General features: G+C 69.7%; 21 protein-coding genes and 1 riboswitch. Of the genes, 14 read left to right on the top strand and 7 right to left on the bottom strand.

Annotated features, from left to right (window positions below; translation table 11 throughout):
- Positions 1-28 precede the first annotated feature (28 nt).
- The gene (gene alr, locus J2126_RS08290; protein ID WP_348634395.1) at positions 29-1,111 is read left to right on the top strand and encodes an alanine racemase; all 1,083 of its coding nucleotides are present in this window, start codon (positions 29-31) and stop codon (positions 1,109-1,111) included.
- On the opposite strand, the gene J2126_RS08295 is transcribed toward alr, so the two are convergent.
- Positions 1,096-2,307 carry an aromatic ring-hydroxylating oxygenase subunit alpha gene (locus tag J2126_RS08295; RefSeq protein ID WP_209485613.1) on the bottom strand — a complete coding sequence of 404 codons (1,212 nt, stop codon included), beginning with the start codon at positions 2,305-2,307 and terminating at the stop codon, positions 1,096-1,098. The two genes, alr and J2126_RS08295, sit on opposite strands and share 16 nt — an antisense overlap.
- 205 nt (positions 2,308-2,512) lie before the next feature.
- Between J2126_RS08295 and radA the strand changes: the two genes are divergently transcribed.
- From radA to J2126_RS08315, 4 genes are all read left to right on the top strand, one after another.
- Positions 2,513-4,021: a DNA repair protein RadA gene (gene radA, locus J2126_RS08300; protein WP_209489970.1), complete on the top strand. Its 1,509-nt coding sequence runs from the start codon at positions 2,513-2,515 to the stop codon at positions 4,019-4,021.
- A gap of 108 nt (positions 4,022-4,129) precedes the next feature.
- The gene (locus J2126_RS08305) at positions 4,130-4,705 is read left to right on the top strand and encodes a CvpA family protein (RefSeq protein WP_245327250.1); all 576 of its coding nucleotides are present in this window, start codon (positions 4,130-4,132) and stop codon (positions 4,703-4,705) included.
- Between the two features lie 149 nt (positions 4,706-4,854).
- Positions 4,855-6,387: an amidophosphoribosyltransferase gene (gene purF / locus J2126_RS08310; RefSeq protein ID WP_245327251.1), complete on the top strand. Its 1,533-nt coding sequence runs from the start codon at positions 4,855-4,857 to the stop codon at positions 6,385-6,387.
- A gap of 54 nt (positions 6,388-6,441) precedes the next feature.
- Complete coding sequence (locus tag J2126_RS08315; protein WP_209485615.1) at positions 6,442-7,185, top strand: SDR family NAD(P)-dependent oxidoreductase; 744 nt, start codon at positions 6,442-6,444, stop codon at positions 7,183-7,185.
- Between the two features lie 529 nt (positions 7,186-7,714).
- Here J2126_RS08315 and J2126_RS08320 read toward each other — a convergent pair.
- Positions 7,715-9,391, bottom strand: a complete 1,677-nt coding sequence (locus J2126_RS08320; RefSeq protein WP_209485617.1) for a lysine--tRNA ligase — start codon at positions 9,389-9,391, stop codon at positions 7,715-7,717.
- Positions 9,392-9,548: 157 nt separating this feature from the next.
- A riboswitch (glycine riboswitch) is annotated at positions 9,549-9,651 on the top strand.
- A gap of 198 nt (positions 9,652-9,849) precedes the next feature.
- Between J2126_RS08320 and gcvT the strand changes: the two genes are divergently transcribed.
- The 8 genes from gcvT (at position 9,850) to J2126_RS08360 (ending at position 16,279) form a co-directional block, all read left to right on the top strand.
- Positions 9,850-11,016 carry a glycine cleavage system aminomethyltransferase GcvT gene (gene gcvT, locus J2126_RS08325; protein WP_209485619.1) on the top strand — a complete coding sequence of 389 codons (1,167 nt, stop codon included), beginning with the start codon at positions 9,850-9,852 and terminating at the stop codon, positions 11,014-11,016.
- A 2-nt stretch (positions 11,017-11,018) separates the two neighbouring features.
- Entirely contained in the window at positions 11,019-11,390 is a 372-nt protein-coding gene (gene gcvH, locus J2126_RS08330; RefSeq protein ID WP_209485621.1) for a glycine cleavage system protein GcvH, read from the top strand.
- Positions 11,391-11,411: 21 nt separating this feature from the next.
- Positions 11,412-11,888 (top strand): OsmC family protein, encoded by a 477-nt coding sequence (locus J2126_RS08335; RefSeq protein ID WP_209485623.1) that lies wholly within the window; start codon positions 11,412-11,414, stop codon positions 11,886-11,888.
- Positions 11,889-11,906: 18 nt separating this feature from the next.
- Positions 11,907-13,247, top strand: coding sequence for an aminomethyl-transferring glycine dehydrogenase subunit GcvPA (gcvPA, locus tag J2126_RS08340; RefSeq protein WP_209485625.1), 1,341 nt, complete (start codon positions 11,907-11,909; stop codon positions 13,245-13,247).
- Positions 13,247-14,821, top strand: coding sequence for an aminomethyl-transferring glycine dehydrogenase subunit GcvPB (gene gcvPB / locus J2126_RS08345; RefSeq protein WP_209485626.1), 1,575 nt, complete (start codon positions 13,247-13,249; stop codon positions 14,819-14,821). The genes gcvPA and gcvPB overlap by 1 nt, the downstream gene beginning before the upstream one ends.
- Before the next feature lie 73 nt (positions 14,822-14,894).
- Entirely contained in the window at positions 14,895-15,335 is a 441-nt protein-coding gene (locus J2126_RS08350) for an NUDIX domain-containing protein (RefSeq protein WP_209485628.1), read from the top strand.
- 95 nt (positions 15,336-15,430) lie between these two features.
- A complete protein-coding gene (locus J2126_RS08355) occupies positions 15,431-15,649 on the top strand; it encodes a hypothetical protein (protein ID WP_209490600.1) in 219 nt (72 codons plus the stop codon).
- Positions 15,650-15,682: 33 nt separating this feature from the next.
- Complete coding sequence (locus tag J2126_RS08360; RefSeq protein WP_209485630.1) at positions 15,683-16,279, top strand: SCO family protein; 597 nt, start codon at positions 15,683-15,685, stop codon at positions 16,277-16,279.
- Here the strand turns inward: J2126_RS08360 and J2126_RS08365 are convergent.
- Complete coding sequence (locus tag J2126_RS08365) at positions 16,224-18,200, bottom strand: glycosyltransferase (RefSeq protein ID WP_209485632.1); 1,977 nt, start codon at positions 18,198-18,200, stop codon at positions 16,224-16,226. The genes J2126_RS08360 and J2126_RS08365 overlap by 56 nt on opposite strands.
- Before the next feature lie 61 nt (positions 18,201-18,261).
- Between J2126_RS08365 and J2126_RS08370 the strand changes: the two genes are divergently transcribed.
- Positions 18,262-19,212: a transporter substrate-binding domain-containing protein gene (locus J2126_RS08370; protein ID WP_348634262.1), complete on the top strand. Its 951-nt coding sequence runs from the start codon at positions 18,262-18,264 to the stop codon at positions 19,210-19,212.
- A gap of 92 nt (positions 19,213-19,304) precedes the next feature.
- Here J2126_RS08370 and J2126_RS08375 read toward each other — a convergent pair whose 3' ends face one another.
- From J2126_RS08375 to hemW, 4 genes are all read right to left on the bottom strand, one after another.
- Positions 19,305-19,625: a LapA family protein gene (locus J2126_RS08375; RefSeq protein WP_209485636.1), complete on the bottom strand. Its 321-nt coding sequence runs from the start codon at positions 19,623-19,625 to the stop codon at positions 19,305-19,307.
- Between the two features lie 6 nt (positions 19,626-19,631).
- Positions 19,632-19,916 (bottom strand): integration host factor subunit beta, encoded by a 285-nt coding sequence (ihfB, locus tag J2126_RS08380; RefSeq protein ID WP_024277130.1) that lies wholly within the window; start codon positions 19,914-19,916, stop codon positions 19,632-19,634.
- A gap of 132 nt (positions 19,917-20,048) precedes the next feature.
- Entirely contained in the window at positions 20,049-21,020 is a 972-nt protein-coding gene (gene sppA, locus J2126_RS08385) for a signal peptide peptidase SppA (RefSeq protein WP_209485638.1), read from the bottom strand.
- Positions 21,021-21,128: 108 nt separating this feature from the next.
- Positions 21,129-22,301 (bottom strand): radical SAM family heme chaperone HemW, encoded by a 1,173-nt coding sequence (hemW, locus tag J2126_RS08390; protein ID WP_209489973.1) that lies wholly within the window; start codon positions 22,299-22,301, stop codon positions 21,129-21,131.
- Positions 22,302-22,352 lie beyond the last annotated feature (51 nt).

The following is a 22,352-nucleotide window of genomic DNA, read 5'->3' on the forward strand; positions in this document are numbered from 1 at the left end:
GGCGCGCGAGGAGCGCGAGGCCGGTGCCATCCTCACCGTCGATCTTTCGGCCGTCGCCGACAATTGGCGCACCCTCGCGGCGCTCGCCGCCCCGGCCGAATGCGCGGCGGTGGTGAAGGCGAACGCCTACGGCCTCGGCATCGCCCGCGTCGCCCCGGCCCTGTGGCAGGCCGGCGCCCGCACCTTCTTCGTCGCCCATTTCAAGGAAGCGCTGGAGCTGCGCGCGCTCCTGCCCGAGGCGGTGATCTACGTGCTCAACGGCCTGCTGCCGCAGACCGCCCCGGACCATGCCGCGGCGAACCTGCGCCCGGTGCTGGGCTCTGTGCCCGAAATCACCGAGTGGAGCGACTTCTGCCGCGATCAGGGCGCGGACCTGCCCACCGCCATTCATGTGGATACCGGCATGAACCGGCTTGGCCTGTCGGTGGACGAGGCGGTTCAGCTCGCCGGCACGCGCAGGATGCTCGGCTTCACGCCGAGCCTCGTCATGAGCCACCTTGCCTGCGCCGACACGCCCGGCCACCCGCTCACCGGCCGCCAGCGCGCGGTGTTCGCGGACGTGATCCGCCGCTTCCGGGGCGTGCCGGGCTCGCTGGCCAATTCCGCCGGCACCCTGCTGGGGCGGGATTTCCGCTTCGAGCTGGTGCGGCCGGGCATCTTTCTCTATGGCGGCGTCGCCATCACCGGCGTGCCGCCGCTGCGGCCCGTGGTGCGGCTGGAAGCCAAGATCATCCAGGTGTCGCGCGTCGCGGCCGGCGAAACGGTCGGCTATGGCGCCGCCGAGCGGCTGAAGCGGCCGAGCCGCATCGCCACCGTCTCCATCGGCTATGCGGACGGCCTGTTCCGCGCCGCCGGGTCTTCCGACCTCGCCAAGGGCGTGGAGGCCATCGTTGCCGGCCGGCGCTGCCACCTCGTGGGGCGCGTCTCCATGGACCTCGCCACCCTCGACATCACCGACCTGCCGGAAGGCTCCGTGCAGCGGGGCGACGTGGCGGTATTCCTCGGCGACGGCATCAGCGTGGACGACCTCGCCGCCCGCTCCGGCACCATCGGCTACGAGGTGCTGACCTCCCTCGGCGCCCGCTACGCCCGCCGCTACATCGGCGGCTGAGGCGCGAGGGGCTGGCGCGCGGCGGCGAGTTCCGTCGCATAGGTCTCCTCGAACCAGCCGATGCGCGTCTCGAAGGCGGGGCTCAGGCGCTGGTCCTCGGTGATCTGGCGGGCGACCTCCTGCTGGCCCTCGCATACCGCATTGTCCTCGGCCAGGACCCGGCGGGCATAGAAGGGCACGATGCGGGCGACGACCTTCTGCGCGAACCGGTCGAAGACGCCCAGAAGCCCCGGCCGCGGCGGCGCGATGGGGCCGTCGATGAGCCAGGCCTCCAGCCGCGAGCGGTCATGGGCCAGCGGCGCATAGCGCAGCACCATCACCGAATAATAGGCGCGGCCGAGCAGAGTGATGGTGTGGAACTGGGACGCCCCGAAGGTGGGGAACAGGTTCATGATGAAATAGTCGCGGGCCCGGTAGGTGCCGGCCCGGCAATCGGCGAGCACGCCGGCCACCGGGTCGTCGCCGGGCTCGGTGGTATAGGCGCTGTGCCGGCCGAAGCGGGCATAGGTGACATCCTTCGCCTTCAGATAGCCGTTGGCGCCGAAGGTGGAGGGGTGGACGGCGACGATATGGTAATCGTCCAGCGTCACGTGGGTGAGGAACTTCCAGTTGGCCGGCACCTCGGCGCAGAAGCGCGTGAACGCCTTCCCCGGCGGGCAGAGCGCGGCGAGGATGGGCGCGGCATCGCCCAGGAAATCAGCGAGGCTCTCGCCGCCGGGATGGGGGAAGCGCCCGAACACGAGCCCGGCGAACGCCTCCACCTCGATGGGCTTCAGCCGCGCGCCGAGCTGCTTGGGCAGGCAGCCATAGGCCTCGTCGCAGACAGGAATGCCCAGCGCCTGACCCTCGGCGTTGTAGCGCCAGTGATGGAAGGCGCAGACCACCGCGCCCTTGCCGCTGCGTTCGCGGCGGATGGGATGGAAGCGGTGGGCGCAGACATTCTCGAAGCCGCGCAGCCGGTCGCCGAAGCGCTGGATGAAGACCGAGCGCCCGCCGAGATCGGTGCGGAACCACTGGCCATCCTCCGCCACCTCGGCATCGAGGCACAGGAAGGTCCACACCCGCCCCAGCGCCTGCTGCTCCGCGGCGAAGGCCGCCGGATCGGACGCCGCGCGCGCCCATGCGGCCACCTCGCCCGGGCCGGGGGCGGGTGGGTTCGGCGCAGCAGGCATGGGAGCCGGATGGTCTCGGAACACGGGCAATTCCCTGAATGCGCAAAAAGGGCTGAACGCTGATTAGCAGAGGTGCCCTGATCCTGCCACTTGGGGATGCTCCGCAGAAAGGGCGCAACCGCGCACCTTCCCCGGCGTGCGCGGGGCCGATGGGGTATATAGAGAACATCGCCCGAGATTCGGGCTTCTCAAGACCCGGCCGGCCCGCCCGCGCCGAGGGTTGATGCTCATGGCCCGGCGCGACACGTCCTTCATCTGCCAGTCCTGCGGCGCGGTCTATGCGCGCTGGCAGGGCAAGTGCGAGGGGTGCGGCGGCTGGAACACCATTTCCGAGGAAGTGGCGGTGGCCGCCAGCGTCCCGGCCGCCCAGCGCTCCGGCCGGAAGGGCCGCGCGGTGGTGCTGGAAAAGCTGGAAGGCACGGCCAAGCCCGCCCCGCGCCTCGTCTCCGGCATCGGCGAACTCGACCGGGTGGCCGGAGGCGGCTTCGTGCCCGGCTCCATCCTGCTCATCGGCGGCGATCCCGGCATCGGCAAGTCCACCCTGCTGGTGCAGGCCTCGGCCGCGCTGGCCCAGCGCGGGCTGCGCGTCGTCTACGTCTCCGGCGAGGAGGCGGTGGACCAGGTGCGCCTGCGCGCCCAGCGGCTCGGACTGGAAAAGGCCGAGGTCGGCCTCGCCGCCGAGACCAATGCGGAGAACATCATCGCCACGCTGTCGGGCGGTCCACCCGTTCACATGGTCGTGATCGATTCCATCCAGACCATGTGGTCGGACAGCGTGGAGAGCGCGCCGGGAACGGTGACGCAGGTGCGCACCTCGGCCCAGCTTCTCGTGCGCTACGCCAAGCAGACCGGCGCCTGCGTCATCCTCGTCGGCCATGTCACCAAGGACGGGCAGATCGCCGGCCCGCGCGTCGTGGAGCACATGGTGGACGCAGTGTTCTCCTTCGAGGGCGACGGCGGCCACCAGTTCCGCATCCTGCGCGCCCAGAAGAACCGCTTCGGACCCACCGACGAGATCGGCGTGTTCGAGATGACGGGGCGCGGCCTCTCCGAGGTGGCCAACCCCTCCGAGCTGTTCCTCTCCAACCGCGACGCCGGCGCGCCGGGCACCGCCGTGTTCGCCGGCATGGAGGGCACGCGCCCGGTGCTGGTGGAGATCCAGGCGCTGGTCGCCCCCTCCTCCCTCGGCACGCCGCGCCGGGCGGTGGTGGGCTGGGACCCCAACCGCCTCTCCATGGTGCTGGCGGTGCTGGACGCCCGCTGCGGCGTGCGGCTCGGCGGGCACGATGTCTATCTCAACGTGGCGGGCGGGCTGAAGATCGGCGAGCCGGCGGCGGACCTTGCCGTCGCCGCGGCCCTCGTCTCCTCGCTGACCGGTGCGCCTTTGCCGGCGGATGCGGTGCATTTCGGCGAGGCGAGCCTGACCGGCGCGGTGCGCCCCGTCTCGCAGGCGCAGGCGCGGCTGAAGGAGGCGGCGAAGCTGGGCTTCGCCAGCGCCATCATCCCCTCCGGCGGCCTCGACGGGCTCGACCCGCCGGTGTCGGTGCGGCCGGTGTCGTCTCTGGCGGAGCTGGTGGCGGGCATCGCGGCCAGCGCCCCCCGCCGGCCAGCCCCGCACCAACCTGCCCCGCGCGAGACGCGCGACTCTGCCATGCGCGAGGCGCGGGGCAGCCATGACCGCAATCCCCCACAAAGGGCCGTGGAACATGCGGAATGGGGCGACGACGAGGAAAGGTGACGCGGGCGGGCGCGCAAGCTATATCACCCCCGCGGCCGGGCCTCCGGGGGAGGGGCATGTCGCGCGCATGCGCGCTTGGCGGTGCGCCTATCACGGATCGATGCGCCGATGCCCATAACCTTGCTCGACATTATCGTTCTCTCTGTGATGCTGATTTCCGGCATCCTGGCGATGGTCCGGGGCTTCCTCCGGGAGGTCTTCTCCATCCTCTCGTGGGTCGTCGCGGCCGGTGTCACGGTGTATTTCTACAAGTCGGCACTGCCTGTGGTGAAGCAGTACATCTCGCAGGATTCGGCTGCTCTTGCCGTGACGGTGGCGTTGCTGTTCCTCGGTACGCTGCTGATTGCCTCCATCATCACCGCGCGCATCTCGGACCTGGTGCTCGACAGCCGAATCGGCGCCCTCGACCGCACGCTCGGCTTCGCCTTCGGCCTCGCCCGCGGCCTGCTGCTGATGGTGATCGCGCTCCTGTTCTTCAACTGGCTGGTGCCGCCGGAGAAGCAGCCCCCGTGGGTCGCCAACGCCAAATCGCTCCCCGCCATCACGAAAGCGGGGGAGTGGCTGAAGGCGCAGTTGCCGGATGACCCTGAAAACACCATCTTGAGCAAGTTGAAGAAGCCGCCCGCCGCTGAGGAGGGCGACACGCCTGCCGCCCCGGCCGCCCCGACGGGGGGACAGCGGTAGGTTCTTTTTGGGGGCAGCAACAGGCCGGCCGGTCGGCCGGGGCAGTCACGCGGGGGCGCATCGCCTTCCGCGCTATGGGTGCTCCCGGTCCAACCTTCCCGGCACAAGCTCGCACGGTGCCGCCTGACCGGCCCTGCGGAGGGTGCATGATGGACTTGGGATGTGACGGGCCGATCTCAGCGGCCGGCGAAGACGGCGCTTCGATCGCGGACGGCCATGGCCGCCCCGGCAACCTCGATCTCGACCTGAACGGCGATCGCCTCCGCGAGGAATGCGGCGTCTTCGGCATCTACAATCACCCCGAGGCGGCGGCCATCACCGCCATCGGCCTCCACGCCCTCCAGCATCGCGGACAGGAAGCCGCCGGCATCGTCTCCTATGACGGCCGCCGCTTCCATTCCGAGCGCCGCCTCGGCCTCGTGGGCGACGCCTTCTCCGACGCCGCCGTCATCGCCCGCCTGCCGGGCGACAGCGCGGTAGGCCATGTGCGCTACTCCACCACCGGCGAGACCCTGCTGCGCAACGTGCAGCCGCTCTTCGCCGAGCTGGATGCCGGCGGCTTCGCCGTGGGCCACAATGGCAACCTCACCAACGGCCTCACCCTGCGCCGCCAATTGGTGCGCGAAGGCGCCATCACCCAGTCCACCACCGACACCGAGGTGATCCTCCACCTCGTGGCGCGCTCCCGGAAGCCCCGCTTCGTGGACCGCTTCATCGATGCCATCCGCACCCTGGAAGGCGCCTATTCGCTGGTGGCGCTCACCAACAAGAAGCTCATCGGCGCCCGCGACCCCCTCGGCATCCGTCCGCTGGTGCTGGGCTCGCTGGAGGGCTCGCCCATCCTCGCCTCCGAGACCTGCGCCCTCGACATCATCGGCGCGCGCTACATGCGCGACATCGAGAACGGCGAGGTCATCGTGATCGACGAGGAGGGCGTGCAGTCCTTCAAGCCGTTCCCGGAGATGGCGCCGCGCCCCTGCATCTTCGAATACATCTATTTCGCCCGGCCGGATTCCGTGGTGGGCGGGCGCTCCGTCTATCAGGTGCGCAAGAACATGGGCCGCGTGCTGGCCACCGAAAGCCCGGCCAATGCGGACGTGATCGTTCCGGTGCCGGATTCCGGCGTGCCGGCGGCCATCGGCTTCTCCCAGACCTCGGGCATCCCCTACGAGCTGGGCATCATCCGCAACCATTACGTCGGCCGCACCTTCATCCAGCCCACCCAGTCCATCCGCGACCAGGGCGTGCGCATGAAGCATTCCGCCAACCGCTCGGTGGTGGAGGGCAAGAGCATCGTCCTCGTGGACGACAGCCTCGTGCGCGGCACCACCTCGGTGAAGATCGTGCAGATGATGCGCGATGCCGGCGCCAAGGAGGTGCATTTCCGCATCGCCTCCCCGCCCATCACCCACCCGGACTATTACGGCATCGACACGCCGGACAGGGACAAGCTGCTCGCCGCCACCCATGACCTGGAAGGCATGCGCCGCTATATCGGCGCGGATTCGCTGGCCTTCCTCTCGGTGGATGGTGTCTACCGGGCCATGGGCTTCGAGGGGCGCGACCCGGTGCGGCCGCAGTTCACCGACCACTGCTTCACCGGCGATTATCCCACCCCCCTCACCGACCGCGCCGGCGCGGTGGGCCAGCAGCAGCTCTCGCTGCTCGCCGAAGCGAGCTGAGCTCCAACGCCTTCCCGGGCCGGGAGGGCGCCCCTCCCGACCACAGGACCCCGCATGACCGACCGGCCGCTTGCCGAAAAGATCGCTCTCGTCACCGGCGCCACGCGCGGCATCGGCGCCGCCACCGCGGTGGCGCTGGCGAAAGCCGGCGCGCATGTGGTGTGCGTGGGCCGCTCGGAAGGCGGGCTGCAGGAGGTGGACGACGCCATCCGCGCCGTCGGCGGCAGCGCCACCCTCGTGCCGCTGAACCTCAAGGATTCCGACGGCATCGACCGGCTCGGCGGCGCGCTCTACGAGCGCTATGGCCGGCTCGACATCTATGTGGCCAATGCCGGCGTGCTCGGCCCGCTCTCCCCCCTCGGCCACGTCTTCCCGAAGGACTGGGACGATACGGTGGCGGTGAACCTCACCGCCAACTGGCGCTGCGTGCGCTCCTTCGATCCGCTGCTGAAGCTGTCTCCCGCCGGGCGCGCGGTGGTGGTCACCTCCGGCGCGGCAAGCAAGGCGCGGGCCTATTGGGGGCCCTACGCCATCACCAAGGCGGGGCTCGAGGTGATGGCCCGCACCTGGGCGGACGAAAGCGTATCGGGCAACCTCAAGGTCAACCTCTTCAACCCCGGCCCCATCCGCACCCTGATGCGCGCCAAGGCCTTCCCCGGCGAAGACCCGTCCACCCTCCCCGCCCCGGAAGACGCGGCCGAGGCCATCCTGCCCTTGTGCCTGCCCACCTTCATGGAAACCGGCAAGCTCTACGACTTCCCGCAGAAGAAGCTGCTCAGCTTCCAGATGCCGGCGTAGGTGGGCTTGGAGGGGCGGCTTTCGTCGTCCCACCCTGCCGTCGTGCTCCGGCTTGACCGAAGCGCCCATCGCGCCGAAAGCGCAGGGTGCGGAAGCACTTGCATAACATTGAAGCGCGGCGCCCGGACGGGCCATGGGCCCTCCGGTCAAGCCGGAGGGCGACGGCGGTGAGGGGACAAGCCCCGGCCATGACTGTGGCGCAAGCGATGCCGGCCGAGAAATGCCGTCGTGCTCCGGCTTGACCGGAGCACCCATCGCGCCGAAAGCGCAGGGCGCGGAAGCACTTGCATAACATTGAAGCGCGGCGCCCGGACGGGCCATGGGCCCTCCGGTCAAGCCGGAGGGCGACGGCGGTGAGGGGACGAGCCCCCTCGCGGGAGAGAGAGCAGACCACCCTCGCGCCAACTTGCCCGTCATCCCCCGGTTTATCCGGGGGATCCACCCATCCGCCAGCGCTCTGCCTCAAGACCCAGCCCCACCCAACGGTGGATCGCCCGGATAAACCGGGCGATGACGGCTCTTGGTCTCCTCACGCCGCCGCCAGCTCTCCGGCCAGCGCCTTGCGGATCAGCTCGCGCGTCTCGGCCACCCCATAGATGGCGACGAAGGAGCCGAAGCGGGGGCCGCGCTCCAGGCCGAGGAGCACCTGATAGAGCGTGTTGAACCACTCCACCGAGACGCCCGGCCGCTCGGGCGTGGCGCCCTTGGCCTTGAGGTCCTGATAGCGCGGGATGGGGCGGGCGACGTCGTAGAGCACGGTCTGGATGTCGTCCGCGCTCGCGCCGGCCGGAAGCGCGGCCAGCGCCGCGTCGAGGGTTTCCAGCGCCTCGCGCTCGACCGCGTCCGGCGTGCGGAAGACCTTGTTGGGCTTCACGAAGTCATGGAAATAGCGAACGGCATACCCCACCAGCTCATGCAGCTTGGGGTGCGTCTGGTCCGACACGCCGGGCACATGGCGCTTGAGGAAGCCCCACAGCACGCTTTCGTCCTCGGTGTTGGAGGCCGAGGCGAGGTTGAGGAGCATGGTGAACGACACCGGCATGTCCACGTCCGGCGGGTTGCCGGCATGGATGTGATAGACCGGGTTGCCGAAGCGCAGCTTCCAGTCCTGCTGGAAATAGCGGGCGAGGAAGTTGAAATACTCGTCCACCGCCTTCGGGATCACGTCGAAGTGCAGCTTCTTCGCCGAGCGCGGCGACTGGAACATGTAGAGCGCGAGGCTCTCCGGGCTCGCATAGGTCAGCCACTCGTCGATGGTGAGACCGTTGCCCTTGGACTTGGAGATCTTCTGGCCCTTCTCGTCCAGGAACAGCTCATAGACGAAATGCTCCGGCGCGGTGCCGCCGAGGATCTGGCAGATCCTGTCATAGATCGGCGCGTTGGTCTGGTGATCCTTGCCGAACATCTCGAAATCGACATCGAGCGCCGCCCAGCGGGCGCCGAAATCCGGCTTCCACTGCAGCTTCACCCTGCCGCCGGTAACGGGGAGCGTGGTCTCCGTGCCGTCCTCGTCGTCGAAGGTGATGGTGCCGGCCTTGGCGTCCACGTTCTTCAAGGGCACGTAGAGCACGCGGCCCGAGGTGGGGGAGATGGGCAGGAAGGGCGAATAGGTCGCCTGCCGCTCCTCGCCGAGGGTGGGCAGCATGACGGCCATGATCTCGTCGTACTTCTCCGCCGCCTTCAGCAGCACGGCGTCGAGCTTGCCGGAGAGGTAATAGTCGGTGGCGCTGGCGAATTCGTAATCGAAGCCGAAGGTGTCGAGGAAACGCCGGAGCATGGCGTTGTTGTGCGCGCCGAAGCTCGGATAGTCGCCGCCGAACGGGTTCGGAACCTTGGTGAGCGGCATCTGGAGATAGGGGCGCAGCGCCGCCGGGTCCGGGACGTTCTCGGGGATCTTGCGCATCCCGTCCATGTCGTCGGAGAAGCACAGGAGGCGTGTCTTCACCTTGTCTTGCGTGAGGATGCGGAAGGCGTGGCGCACCATGGTGGTGCGCGCCACCTCGCCGAAGGTGCCGATGTGCGGCAGGCCCGAGGGGCCGTAGCCGGTCTCGAACAGCACCTCATCCTTGGGGCGGCGCTTGAGCCGCTCCACCAGCTTGCGCGCCTCCTCGAACGGCCAGGCGGTGGCCGTTTCCGCGACCGTCTTCAGCTCGGCGGCAAGCTGAGCGGGGTCGGCGGCGGCAGGCGAGGCTTCGGACGAGGACATGACAGGCTCCGGAAAAGGAGCGCGAACTTAGAAATCGCGCGTCGCGGCGTCAACGCGAGGCTGGTCCGCGCCGCGCGTTGACGCCGGGCCGCAAACGCCTATGCTGCACCTGCGTTCGCGCTGCCCCGGCGAAAGGGTGGCGCTTCCGCAACATCGGACGATCCCTGCGGGAGAGACCGGCTGCCTCATGGGGAGGTGTGCCGGCGCCGAAGGCGCAACCGCCCCGGAACCGCTCAGGCACCAAGGGCCGCAGGGGGACGAAACTCTGGAAAGCAGCCCCTCCGCGCCTTCAGGGCCGGGGACGGGCTCACCGAAGGAGTAAGCCGTGCCCTTCCACGAGGCGCGGTGAAATCTCTCAGGTCGGCAGACAGAGGGGGCGCCGCGCGGGCCGCGCAGGACCACCGGGAACGGGGTTCGGCAGGTCCGGACATTGGCGCCGTTCGTCCGGGAGTCCCCCTTTGGCCTCGTCCCCCGATTCGCATTCCGAATCCGAGCCCTTGCTCGAAACCCCGCTCGCCGCCGCCCATGTGGCGCTCGGCGCCCGCATGGTGCCGTTCGCGGGCTATCTCATGCCGGTCCAGTATCCCGAGGGCATCCTCGCGGAGCACAATTGGACCCGCACGAACGCCGGCCTGTTCGACGTGTCCCACATGGGCCAGGCGCTGCTCGTCGGGCCGGACCACGAGACCACCGCCCGGGCGCTGGAAGCCCTCGCCCCGGCGGATTTCGTGAACCTCGCCCCCGGCAGGCAGCGCTATTCCCAGCTGACAGCCGATGACGGCGGCATCCGCGACGACTTCATGGCCACCCGCCCGGCGGACCCGTCCGCCGACGGCACCCTGATCCTCGTGGTCAATGCCGCCTGCAAGGGCGCCGACTTCGCGCACATCGAAGCCAACCTGCCCGCCACGGTAAAGCTGGTGCAGCGCCCCGAACGGGCACTCCTCGCGCTTCAGGGGCCGGAGGCCGCGGCGGTGATGGCCCGTCACTGCCCGGAGGCGGCGGACCTCGACTTCATGACCGCCCTCCCCCTCGCCTTCGACGGCGTGCCGGTGGAGGTCTCCCGCTCCGGCTATACCGGCGAGGACGGCTACGAGATCTCCGTGGCGGCGGAGGACGCGCCCGCGCTCTGGGCCGCGCTGCTGGCCGAGCCGGAGGTGAAGGCCATCGGCCTCGGCGCCCGCGACAGCCTGCGGCTCGAGGCCGGGCTCTGCCTCTATGGCCACGACATCGACCTTTCCACCTCGCCCATCGAGGCGGCGCTCAACTGGTCCATCCAGAAGCGCCGGCGCGTTGAGGGCGGCTTTCCCGGCGCCGCGCGCGTGCAGCACGAGCTGGCGGAAGGCCCCGCCCGCGTGCGCGTCGGGCTGAAGCTCGAAGGCCGCGCGCCGGCCCGCGAGGGGGCGGAGATCGCCTCAGGCGGTGAGATCGTCGGCCGCGTCACCTCGGGCGGCTTCGCCCCGACGCTGCAGACGCCCATCGCCATGGGCTACGTGCCCCCCGCGCTCGCCGCGCCCGGCACAAGCCTCGACATATTGGTGCGCGGCAAGGCCCTGCCGGCCGTTGTCACCACCCTTCCCTTCGTACCCACGCGCTACGCGCGCAAGCAGAAAACCGGGGGCTGACCATGAGTGTGCGCTACACCAAGGACCACGAATATGTCCGCATCGACGGCGACGTGGCGGTGGTCGGCATCTCCGACTACGCCCAGGGCCAGCTCGGCGACGTGGTGTTCGTGGAACTGCCCGAGATCGGCAAGGCCGTGGAAAAGGGCAAGGAAGCCGCCGTCGTCGAGAGCGTGAAGGCCGCGAGCGAGGTCTATGCCCCCATCTCCGGCGAGGTGGTGGAGGTCAACAGCGAGCTGGAAGGCGCGCCCGGCCTCGTCAACGAGGATGCGGAGGGCAAGGGCTGGTTCCTGAAGCTGAAGCTCTCCAACCCCGCCGAGTTCGACGAGCTGATGAACGAGCACGCCTACAAGGACTATCTGGATACCCTGTGAGCGGACCGGGAGGCGGACACCATGAGCGACGACACCCCCATTGCCACCGTCCGCTGGGAACGCGGCGACGCCGTCTTCACGGACGGCCGCTATCCCCGCGCGCATCAATGGATGTTCGACGGGCTGACCGTGCCCGGCTCATCCTCCCCCGCGGTGGTCCGCCTGCCCTTGTCGAAGGCCGATGCGGTGGACCCGGAGGAGGCGCTCGCCGCCTCCCTCTCCGCCTGCCACATGCTGTTCGTGCTGGATTTCGCCCGCCGGGGCGGCTTCTGCATCGACGTCTATGAGGACAAGGTCATGGCCGCTTTCGGCAAGACCGAGCGGGGCAAGACCTGGATTTCCCGCATCGCGCTCAACCCCGCCATCGTCTTCTCAGGCGAGAAGACGCCGACGGCCGAAGACGTGGCGGCATTGCACGATAAGGCCCACGACGAATGCTTCGTGGCCAATTCCCTGCGCTCGGAGGTGGTCATCACCCCGAGCTTCACCATCGCCTGAAACGGGATCAGCGGCATCATGCGCTATCTTCCCCTCACCCCCGATGACCGCGCCGAGATGCTGGCGCGCATCGGCGTGCCCTCGGTGGACAACCTGTTCGCCGACATTCCCGCCGCCCAACGCGAGCATGAGCTGCCGCGCCTGCCGCTCCACAAGAGCGAGCTGGAGGTGGAGCGCGCGCTCTCCCGCCTCGCCGCGAAGAACGTGCCGGCGGGCGCGGTGCCCTTCTTCGTCGGTGCCGGCGCCTATCGCCACCATGTGCCGGCGAGCGTGGACCATCTGATCCAGCGTTCGGAATTCCTCACCTCCTACACGCCGTACCAGCCGGAGATCGCGCAGGGCACCCTGCAATATCTCTTCGAGTTCCAGACGCAGGTGGCCGAGCTGACCGGCATGGAGGTGGCCAACGCCTCCATGTATGACGGCTCCACCGCCGCCGCCGAGGCGGTGCTGATGGCCCATCGCGTCACCCGCCGCCGCAAGGCGCTGCTCGCCGGCAATCTCCACCCGCACTATCGCGCGACCATCGAGACCGTCTCGCGCTATGCCGCCGACGAGGTGGTGGCGCTGGCGCCCGTGCCCACGGGCGGGGAGGACATCATCGCCGCCATCGATGCCGGCTGCTCCTGCGTGGTGGTGCAGTCGCCGGACGTGTTCGGCAACATCGTGGATCTGAAGCCCATCGCCGAGGCGGCCCACAAGGCCGGCGCGCTGCTGATCGCCGTGTTCACAGAGGCGGTCAGCCTCGGCCTCATCGAGCCGCCGGGGGCGCAGGGCGCCGACATCGTGGCGGGCGAAGGCCAGTCCATCGGCAACGCGCTGAATTTCGGCGGCCCCTATGTGGGCCTGTTCGCCACGCGGCAGAAGTTCGTGCGGCAGATGCCCGGCCGCCTTGCCGGCGAGACGGTGGATGCGGAAGGCCGGCGCGGCTTCGTGCTCACCCTCTCCACCCGCGAGCAGCACATCCGCCGGGAGAAGGCGACCTCCAACATCTGCACCAATTCGGGCCTGTGCGCGCTGGCCTTCACCATCCATATGAGCCTGCTCGGCCAGACCGGGCTCATACGGCTGGCGCGGGCCAACCACGCGGCCGCCTGCGACCTCGCGGACCGGCTCGCCGCCGTGCCGGGAGCGAGCGTGCTCAACGACACCTTCTTCAACGAATTCACCCTGTGCGTGCCGGGCAAGGCTTCGGACGTGGTGGAGAAGCTGGCCGCGAAGGGCATCCTCGGCGGCGTTCCCTATTCCCGCCTCGCCCCGAAATCCGGCCTCGACGACCTCATCCTCGTCGCCGCCACCGAGACGACCACCGAGGACGACCGCGCCGCCTATGCCGCGGCCCTCAAGGAGGTGCTGTGATGAACCGCGAAGGCCGTGGCGCGACGACGCCGCACATCGTCGGGGGCGTCAGCGCGGGCCCCGTCACCTTCACCGGCAACCGGGGCCTGGACCTTGAGGAAGGCCTGATCTTCGAGATCGGCCGCACCGAGGTGACGGGCGTGGACATTGCCGAGCCCGCCCCCTTCAAGGACCGCCTCGGCAGCCACGTGCGCACCGCGCCGCTGGAGCTGCCGGGCCTCTCCGAGCCCGAGGCCATGCGCCATTACGTGCGCCTCTCGCGCATGAATTATGGCATCGACAGCGGGCTGTTCCCGCTCGGCTCCTGCACCATGAAGCACAACCCGCGCCTCAACGAGAAGATGGCGCGGCTGCCCGGCTTTGCCGACATCCACCCGCTCCAGCCCCTGTCCACCGTGCCCGGCGCGCTGGAGCTGATGGCGGAGCTGTCGCGCTATCTGCTGGAGCTGACCGGCATGAAGGCGGTGGCCCTCACCCCCAAGGCCGGGGCGCATGGCGAACTCTGCGGGATGATGGCCATCAAGGCCGCCCACGAGGCGCAGGGCAATGGCGATCGCCATGTGGTGCTGGTGCCGGAGAGCGCCCACGGCACCAACCCCGCCACCGCCGCCCTCATTGGCTACGAGGTGCGCTCCATCCCCGCCCGCGCCGATGGCACGGTGGACCCGGCGGCGGTGAAGGCCGCACTGGGGCCGGAGGTGGCCGCCCTCATGCTCACCAATCCCAACACCTGCGGCCTGTTCGAGCGGGACGTGGTGGCGATCGCCGAGGCGGTGCATGAGGCCGGCGCCTATTTCTATTCGGACGGCGCCAATTTCAACGCCATCCTCGGCAAGGTGCGCATCGCCGACCTCGGGGTCGATGCCATGCACATCAACCTCCACAAGACCTTCTCCACCCCCCATGGCGGCGGCGGTCCCGGCGCCGGGCCGGTGGTGCTCTCTCAGGCCCTCGCCCCCTTCGCCCCGGTGCCGGCGCTGGTCGCCACCGCGGACGGGCTGGTGCTGGTGGAGGACGAAGGCGCGGCCGGCGCCGAACAGGCCCTCGGCCGCATGAGCGCCTTCCACGGCCAGATGGGCATGTTCGTCCGGGCACTGTCGTGGATGCTCTCCCATGGAGCGGACGGGATGCGGCAGGCCTCCGAGGACGCCGTCCTCTCCGCCAATTACGTCCGCGCCTGCCTGATGGACGTGATGAGCGCCCCCTTCGCCGAGCGCCCGGCCATGCACGAGGCCCTGTTCGACGACACCTGGCTGGCGGGTACCGGCCTCTCCACCCTCGACGTGGCGAAGGCGCTGATCGACGAGGGCTACCACCCCATGACGGTCTACTTCCCGCTGGTGGTCCACGGGGCGATGCTGATCGAGCCGACGGAGAGCGAATCGAAGGCCTCCCTCGACCTCTTCCTCGGCGCCCTGCGCGACCTCGCCATGGCCGCCAAGGCGGGGGACAAGGAGCGCTTCCTCGGCGCCCCCCATTACGCTCCCCGCCGCCGTCTGGACGAGACCCGCGCCGCCCGCGCGCCGGTATTGCGGTGGGTTCGGCCCGAACCGCTCCCGAACGCCGCCGAATAGGTGGTGTGAACGCACCTGACAGGGGGGTGTGAACCACCCTTTCCCCCCTGTCAGGAGGGGCTATGCTCGGCCCATGTTGTCCGCCCTCTCCCTCCTGCGCCGGGTCCGCCACGGCATGACCTTAGGTGTCCGGATACTGGCCACCGACGAGGCCGGCCGGCTTCTTCTGGTCCGCCACACCTATGTCTCCGGCTGGCATTTCCCCGGCGGCGGCGTGGATCTGGGCGAGACGGCGGAGGAGGCCGCGCGGCGGGAACTGCGCGAGGAGGCCAACGTGGAGGCGGCGGGGCCGCTGACGCTTTCCGGCTTTTATTTCAATCCCTTGGTCGGCGGGCGAGACCATGTGGCGCTCTACCGCGCCACCCGCCTCGTCATCGGCCCAAGGCCGGAGAAGACCCTCGAAATCGTCGCCGCCGACTTCTTCCCGCCCGACGCCCTGCCCGAAGGAACCACCCCCGCCACCCTGCGCCGCATCGCCGAATGGCAGGGCGCGCCGCCCTCCGACCGCTGGTGAGGCGCCCTGTCACGGGCGATTGACCGGGGCGGATTGGATAAATACCGCTGCCCGCGCTATCCTGCGGCTTGCAGCTCCCCTCCAGCCGGCGCGCCATGTCTGTCACCCTGTCCCAGAAAACCGAGGTCCAGCAACGGCTTGCGACGCGTGCCGATGGACCGGGCGCGGCCGGGCGGGGCATCGGGCTGGCGGGTGCCCTGGGCCTTGCGGCGGCCCTCGCCGCGCTCTGCGCCGGCGGGCTGGCCCTGTGGGCCCGCTTTGGCGCCGACGTGTTCTTCGATCTCCTGAGCGCCGGCTTCTCCGCCTGCCTGTGAGACATTTCCGATCGCCCCCAAGGCCTTGAAATCATGTCGCAACGCACGAAGATCATTGCCCTTTTCTCGGCCTTCGCCGCGGGCGCCCTCATCCTCGTCACCGCCGTCACCCTGCTCATGCCCGCGCCCCCACAGCAGAAAGTGACGGGACAGGCGGCGGTCGGCGGGCCGTTCAGCCTGACCGACCAGAACGGCCGGACGGTCACGGAAGCCGCCCTCAAGGGCAAGCCAACACTCATCTTTTTCGGCTTCACCCATTGCCCGGACGTGTGCCCGACGGCGCTGTTCGAGATGTCGGAGATCTTCGCCGCGCTGGGTCCGGATGCGAGCAAGGCGCAGGCCTTCTTCGTGTCCGTGGACCCCGAGCGCGACACGCCGGCGGTGCTCAAGTCCTACGTGTCCAGCTTCTCGCCGCAGATCCTCGGCCTGTCCGGAACCCCGGAGGCGACGGAGCAGATCAAGAAGGAATACCGCGTCTATTCCCGCAAGGTCCCGCTCAAGGATGGCGACTACACCATGGATCACACCGCCGTGGTCTATCTCATGGACAAGACTGGGACTTTCGTCGCGCCGTTCAACTCCAAGCGGCCTCCGGCCGAGGCTGCGGCGGAGCTGAAGCGCTACTTCTGAGCCCGCCGCCGGCGCCCCGCCGGGCGACGCCGTGCTCCGTCTTCTGCCAGTGGTACGGCCGCCGGACCAGCTCGATCACCGCCCGCCAGGCCGCCACCGACAGCAGCAGCCAGTAGATCGGCGTGCCCGCGATGGTGCGCCAGCCCGGCCGCATGCCGCGCCGGCCGAGCCCCACCACCATGGTCACGGCCGCCCCGCCATAGCCGGCGACGAGAGTTGTGTAGGTAAGCGCGCTGGTGGCCACTTCCATGATGGTGGTGCACGGCAGCCCGGCGACGCCCCGCACGATGTCGGCGACGAACAGGCCGAGGCAGAGCGGATGCGCCAGCGCCGCCGCATAAGGCCCTGCGGTGAGCAGGGCCAGCGCGAGCGTCCCGCCGGGGCCAATATCCCGCACCAGCGCCCCGGGCCGGCGCCCATGGACCAGAAGGGTCTGCGCCCAGCCCTTCAGCCAGCGGGTGCGCTGGCCGAGCCAGGCGCGCCGGGTCACCGGCGCCTCCTCGTAAGTGCTTGAGGAGATGACGCGGGTCTGCCATCCGGCGCGGGCGAGGCGGATGCCGAGGTCGGCATCCTCGGTGACGTTGTAGGGGTCCCATCCCCCCACCTGATCCAGCACGCGGCGGCGGAAGTGGTTGGAGGTGCCGCCGAGTGGAATGGGCAGGCCAAGGGCGCTCAGCACCGGCAGCAGGACATCGAACTGGCCGGCATATTCGGCAGCGAACTGGGCCGAGATCCAGCTGTCCCCGCCATTGTCGATGCACAGCCGCGCCTGCACGCATCCCACCTTCGGCCCGCCCGCGCCAAAGGCCGCGACGGCGCGGCGCAGTTGATCCGGCTCCGGAAGGTCCTCCGCGTCATAGACGGCGACGAAGCTGCCGCGAACGAAGGGCAGCGCCGCTTCCAGCGCCTTGGGCTTGGTCCGTGGCCCCACCGGCGCCACGGCCACTTCCGCCATGTGCGACGGCAACGCGAGAGCTGCGATGGCGGCCCGGGTGGCCTGATCGTCGGCCTCCACCACCAGCTTGATTTCGAGCTTCTCCGGCGGATAGTCGAGCGCCTGCAGCGCCGCCACCAGCCGGGGAACGCTCGCCGCCTCCCGATAGAGCGGCACCAGCAGCGAATAGACCGGCAGCGCCCGGTCATCGAGCCGTGGCGCGGGCTCCTCCGGCGGCACATAGAGGCAGCCGGCGAGGCGCAGGGCGATCCAGGCGAGGAAGACGAGCGAGAGAACCGCCTGCACCGCGAGGATGCCCGCCCCCGGCGCCAGCGCCAGCAGCAGCGCGAGCGGCAGGCCCACGGCTGCGGCGCCAAGCCCGACGATACGGCCTGGGCGCAGCGTCGCCGCCGACTTGAGCGGATCGGCGCGCAGAAGCCGCCCGGCCGCGGCAAGGGCGAGACGCGGGCCACAGGCGTCGCCGATGCGCCGGGCCAGCTCCGAAGGCGCGATCAATCCCACCCGCGCCGCCAGATCCGCATCTCGCCGCAGCGCCCGGCGCAGGCGCCGCACGATGCGGCCGCGCGCCGCCATGACGAAGCGCGGGCGCCCGCCCTCATTTGGGATCACCAACGTGCCTGTGCGCAGCACGGCTTCCGCGACGGCCGGATCGTCCGGCAGGTCGCGCAGGCCGGGCGTGGCCAAAGGCAGGCCAAGATCGCGAGCGAGGATCTTTGTTGCGGTTTGGTCGTCCAGCGCGCCCGAGGCGACGAGCACTTCGTCGATGCCGACACCCACCAGCCGGGCACGCGCGTCTGCGGCGAGAAGCGCCGCCATATCGACATGACCGAGGTAACACAAAAGCTCGGGCGCCACCGAGACAGCGGGCGGAGCGGCCGCCCCCTGCGTGCCGCCGCGCTGGTGCCGGTGCCCATCCTCGCTTACATGGCTCCGCCCCTTGCGGGCGGCACCGGCATCCCCCACCATGCCCCGACCCTCATGCAACCCTAGGGTAAGCTTTTCCCCGATGCTCCCACCAGCCTCTTTCGTGAGCAGCCGTGCTTTCAGCCGCCTCCTTGTCCGGCGGTCGGGCCTCAGCGCTGTCGTGCTATGCGTGGCTCTGGTGGCGGCGGGCGGTGCGACGGCTCAGCAGCCGCCGGCGGCACAGGGGCGGCCTGCACCGGGCTCGCCCCCGCCACTGGTCGAGCGCGCGGACACCATCGCCGTCACGCCGGTGGTGGTACCCAACTTCTGGAACGTGGAGCGGCGGCTGGAGCGCCCCGACGCCGCAAAGCTCCCGAAGGAACTGCGGTTCGTGACCACGGATGATTATCCGCCGTTCAATTTCATCAACTCCACGGGCGCCCTCTCCGGCTTCAACATCGATCTGGCGCGGGCGATCTGCGCCGAGCTCAGCGTGACGTGCAGCTTCCAGACGGCATCTTTCGCCGACGTGGCCGACGTGGTGGACCAGGGCCGCGCAGAGGCCGCCATCGCCGGCCTTGTCGCGACGCCCGCGGCGCGGGCAACGCTGGATTTCTCGGAACGCTACCTCGGCACGCCCGCGCGGTTTGTCGGCCGCCGGCAGGAGACGCTGGCGAAGGCGACGCCCGAGGAGGTGGCCTCCAAGAAGGTGGCCGTGGTCAGCCGCACGGCGCACGAGGCTTATCTGCGCTCCTTCTTCAACGAGGCCGCCATCCGACCTTATCCGGATCTCAAGGCGGCGCAGGAGGCGGTGAAGGCGGGGCAGGTGGACCTTCTGTTCGGTGACGGCATCACCCTCGCGCTCTGGCTGAACGGCACCGACAGCGGGAATTGCTGCCGTTTTGTCGGCGGCCCCTTCACCGAGAGCCGCTTCTTCGGCGACGGCTTCTCAGTCGCCGTGAAGGAGGGCAACGACACCTTGCGCCACGCGATGGACTTCGCCCTCCAGCGTATCTGGGAGAAGGGCGTGTATACCGATCTCTACCTGCGCTGGTTCCCGGTCGGCTTCTACTGAGGCGCGGCTGCAGCCGCCGGGCTCGCAAACGAAAGAGCCGCCCCGCTTGCACGGGACGGCTCCGGAAACGCGAAGGAAACGGGGCGCGCCCCTCAGTTCCGGGGAGCCGGCAGACCCAGCTGGGAGGACGTAGCCGGCCGCGCGGCCTCGGCCCGCCTCTGATCCCGGCGCGCCGCACGTGCTTCCTTGCGGTAGCGGCCCTGGCGCGCCCAGGTCACGATCCCGCCCGCGATGACGCCGACGATCACCGCAGCGAAGATGATCGCGAACAGCGGCAGCGTCACCGACACGGCCGGATGGTCCGGCGCGAACGGATCGAGGGACAGCGTGACCGGCTTGCGGTTCGCAACCGCCAGCGCCACCGCGAGGATCGCGAGGGGCAGGCCGACGAGGATGGAGAGGAAGCGGCTCACGGGCGCCTACTTTCCGGTGTTGAGACGCTCGCGCATCTCCTTGCCGGTCTTGAAATAGGGGACGGTCTTCTCGCTCACGTCCACCTGCTTGCCGGTGCGCGGGTTGCGGCCGACGCGGGCGTCGCGCTTCTTCACCGAGAAGGCGCCGAAGCCGCGCAACTCCACGCGATCGCCCCGCTCCAGCGCGGAGGCGATCTGCTCCAGGATGGCGTTGACGATGTTCTCCACGTCCCTCTGGTAGAGGTGCGGGTTGGCCTCGGCGATCTTTTGGACGAGCTCGGACTTGATCATTGTGGCCCCAGTTCCTCGAAATCGTCCGCCGCCAGCGCGCCGTTGCACCGCGAGAGGGACGGTGGACGGCCGGGTGGTCCGGCGGTGTTATCGGTGTTGTCGGATGGCCGCCAAGCGCTTGTGAAAGCTATCCTAACCCTGGGTGCGAGGGTGCCAGAGGGCCAACAGACCGTCAAGCTGACTGCGCTCCAGCGCGCCTTTCGCCGCATCGGTCAGCAGCGCCGCCGCCTGCGGGAAGCCTAGCGCGCTGACGACGCCGCGCGCCGCGCCGAGCAACCAGCCGAACTCGTCACCGACCTCCTTGGTGCGCCAGGTGCGGACCTTGAGAGCCTCGCTCACGCCCTTCTCGCGGGCGAGCCAGGCGCGGGCGGTGCGCTCGTCGCCGAGTTCGTCCACCAGCTGGAGTTCGAGCCCCTGATGACCGGTGAAGACGCGCCCGTCCGAGACGTTGGCGAGCTTGGCATCCGAGAGCTTGCGGCGGTCGCCCACGAGATCCTTGAACCAAGCGTAGCTGTCCTTCACCAGCGAATCCACGGCGGCGCGCGCCTCCGGCGTCACCGGCGTATACGGATTGGGGGAGGCCTTGAGCGGGGAGGACTTGATGTCCTCCATGGTCACGCCCACGGTCTTCAGCAACTCGGTGAAGTTGGGAAACTGGTAGAGGACGCCAACGGAGCCCACCAGCGCATTGCGGCGGGCCACGATGTGGTCGGCACCCAGCGCCGCTATATAGGCGCCTGAGGCAGCGACGCCTTCCACGACGGCCACCACCGGCTTCTTCTCGGCAAGGCGACGGAGCGCATCGAACAATTGCTCGGAGCCGGTCACCGTGCCGCCGGGGCTGTCGATGGAGAGGATGACGGCGCTGGCACGGGAGCGGCCGATCTCTTCCAGCAGTTCAACCCGCTCGCGATCGTTGCGGATGATGCCGCCGATCATGATCCGGGCCACGTGGGGAGACGAGGTGGGAATGTCCCGGCCGACCAGGGCGGACACGCCCACCGCCACGGCGGCGATCACGCCGAGCACCCCGAGCACACGCCAGAATGTGACCTTCCGCCGGAGGCGACGGCGTTCGACGATCTGGTCGGCATCCAGCGACATGGTGCGCGTTCCTCGGCAGGCGGTCTCAAGCCCCACGCGGACTTAAGCAGGCCGCGCGGCGTTGGCAAGCGCTCCCGCGCGTTCAGCGCGGATACGAGCCGGCGACGCCTAGCCCGCCAGCGCGGCGATGACGGCGTTGAGCACCGGGAAGCCGGCGGGGGTGACGCGCAGCCGATCCCCCTCGCGGGCCACCAATCTCTCGGCTTCCAGCATCGCGAGACGACCCCGGTCGATCCGTCCGCCCAGGCGGGCGTGCCGCGCGAGATTGACGCCTTCCCGGAGGCGGAGCCCCATGAGCAGCATCTCGTCGGCCTGCTCGGCCGGCGTCAGCGTCTCGTCGGAGACGATGCCGTGCCCGTCCGCCTCCACGCGCGCCAGCCACGCTTCGGGCGCGCGCTCGGTGAAGGTGGCCCGGCGGGTGCCGCCCACCTGCAGCCGGCCATGGGCCCCGGCGCCGATGCCGGCATAGGTGCCGTAACGCCAGTACACGAGATTGTGCCGTGCCTCGGCGCCGGGCCGGGCGTGGTTCGAGACCTCATAGGCCGGCAGGCCGGCTTGCGCCGTCACCTCCTGCGTCACATCCCACAGCGCGCGGGAGAGATCATCGTCGGGCAGAATGAGCTTGCCCGCGCCGTACAACCGCTCGAACGGCGTGCCGGGCTCGATGGTGAGCTGGTAGAGGGACAGGTGCTCGCAGCCTTCGGCGAGCGCGCGCCGCAGTTCCGCCGACCAGGCTTCGGGCGTCTGGCGCGGTCGGGCGTAGATGAGGTCAAAGGACACGCGATCGAAGGCGCGGCGGGCGATGGCCACGGCGGCCAGCGCCTCCGCCACCGAATGCATCCGCCCGAGGCCCTGAAGGTCTGCGTCGTCCAGCGCCTGAACGCCGAGCGAGACGCGATTGACGCCCGCCGCCCGGTAGCCCTGGAACCGCTCGGCCTCCACGGAGGTCGGGTTCGCCTCCAGCGTCACCTCCGCATCGGCGGTGAGCGGCCAAGCGTCGTCGATCGCCTCCAGAATGGCGGCGACCGTCGACGGCGCCATGAGCGAGGGCGTGCCACCGCCGAAGAAGACCGTCTCTGCCCTTCGCGGCCCCGACAAAGCCCGCATATGGGCGATCTCACGGCGGAAGGCCGCGATGTAGCGGGCCTCGTCCGGCGGCACGAGGCGGACATGGCTGTTGAAGTCGCAATAGGGACACTTGGCCTTACAGAAGGGCCAATGGATATAGACGCCGAAGCCGCCCGCCGTGTCCTCAATGCCGACGCGCCCCTGCCCCGCGATGGGGAGAGGGTGCGCAGGGGCGGGCACGGAGGGGGCCTGATCCAAGATCGC

The sequence above is a fragment of the Xanthobacter flavus genome (assembly GCF_017875275.1).
Taxonomy (GTDB): Bacteria; Pseudomonadota; Alphaproteobacteria; order Rhizobiales; family Xanthobacteraceae; genus Xanthobacter; species Xanthobacter flavus_A.

Bases quoted from the DNA above. Each gene is read 5' to 3' on its own strand.
- J2126_RS08305 (WP_245327250.1), top strand. From the start codon at position 4,130: ATGCCCATAACCTTGCTCGACATTATCGTTCTCTCTGTGATGCTGATT.
- gcvPA (WP_209485625.1), top strand. From the start codon at position 11,907: ATGCGCTATCTTCCCCTCACCCCCGATGACCGCGCCGAGATGCTGGCG.
- J2126_RS08335 (WP_209485623.1), top strand. From the start codon at position 11,412: ATGAGCGACGACACCCCCATTGCCACCGTCCGCTGGGAACGCGGCGAC.
- purF (WP_245327251.1), top strand. From the start codon at position 4,855: ATGGACTTGGGATGTGACGGGCCGATCTCAGCGGCCGGCGAAGACGGC.
- J2126_RS08355 (WP_209490600.1), top strand. From the start codon at position 15,431: ATGTCTGTCACCCTGTCCCAGAAAACCGAGGTCCAGCAACGGCTTGCG.
- ihfB (WP_024277130.1), bottom strand. From the start codon at position 19,916: ATGATCAAGTCCGAGCTCGTCCAAAAGATCGCCGAGGCCAACCCGCAC.
- gcvH (WP_209485621.1), top strand. From the start codon at position 11,019: ATGAGTGTGCGCTACACCAAGGACCACGAATATGTCCGCATCGACGGC.
- sppA (WP_209485638.1), bottom strand. From the start codon at position 21,020: ATGTCGCTGGATGCCGACCAGATCGTCGAACGCCGTCGCCTCCGGCGG.
- J2126_RS08360 (WP_209485630.1), top strand. From the start codon at position 15,683: ATGTCGCAACGCACGAAGATCATTGCCCTTTTCTCGGCCTTCGCCGCG.
- radA (WP_209489970.1), top strand. From the start codon at position 2,513: ATGGCCCGGCGCGACACGTCCTTCATCTGCCAGTCCTGCGGCGCGGTC.
- J2126_RS08315 (WP_209485615.1), top strand. From the start codon at position 6,442: ATGACCGACCGGCCGCTTGCCGAAAAGATCGCTCTCGTCACCGGCGCC.
- J2126_RS08350 (WP_209485628.1), top strand. From the start codon at position 14,895: ATGTTGTCCGCCCTCTCCCTCCTGCGCCGGGTCCGCCACGGCATGACC.
- gcvPB (WP_209485626.1), top strand. From the start codon at position 13,247: ATGAACCGCGAAGGCCGTGGCGCGACGACGCCGCACATCGTCGGGGGC.
- J2126_RS08320 (WP_209485617.1), bottom strand. From the start codon at position 9,391: ATGTCCTCGTCCGAAGCCTCGCCTGCCGCCGCCGACCCCGCTCAGCTT.
- J2126_RS08365 (WP_209485632.1), bottom strand. From the start codon at position 18,200: ATGGTGGGGGATGCCGGTGCCGCCCGCAAGGGGCGGAGCCATGTAAGC.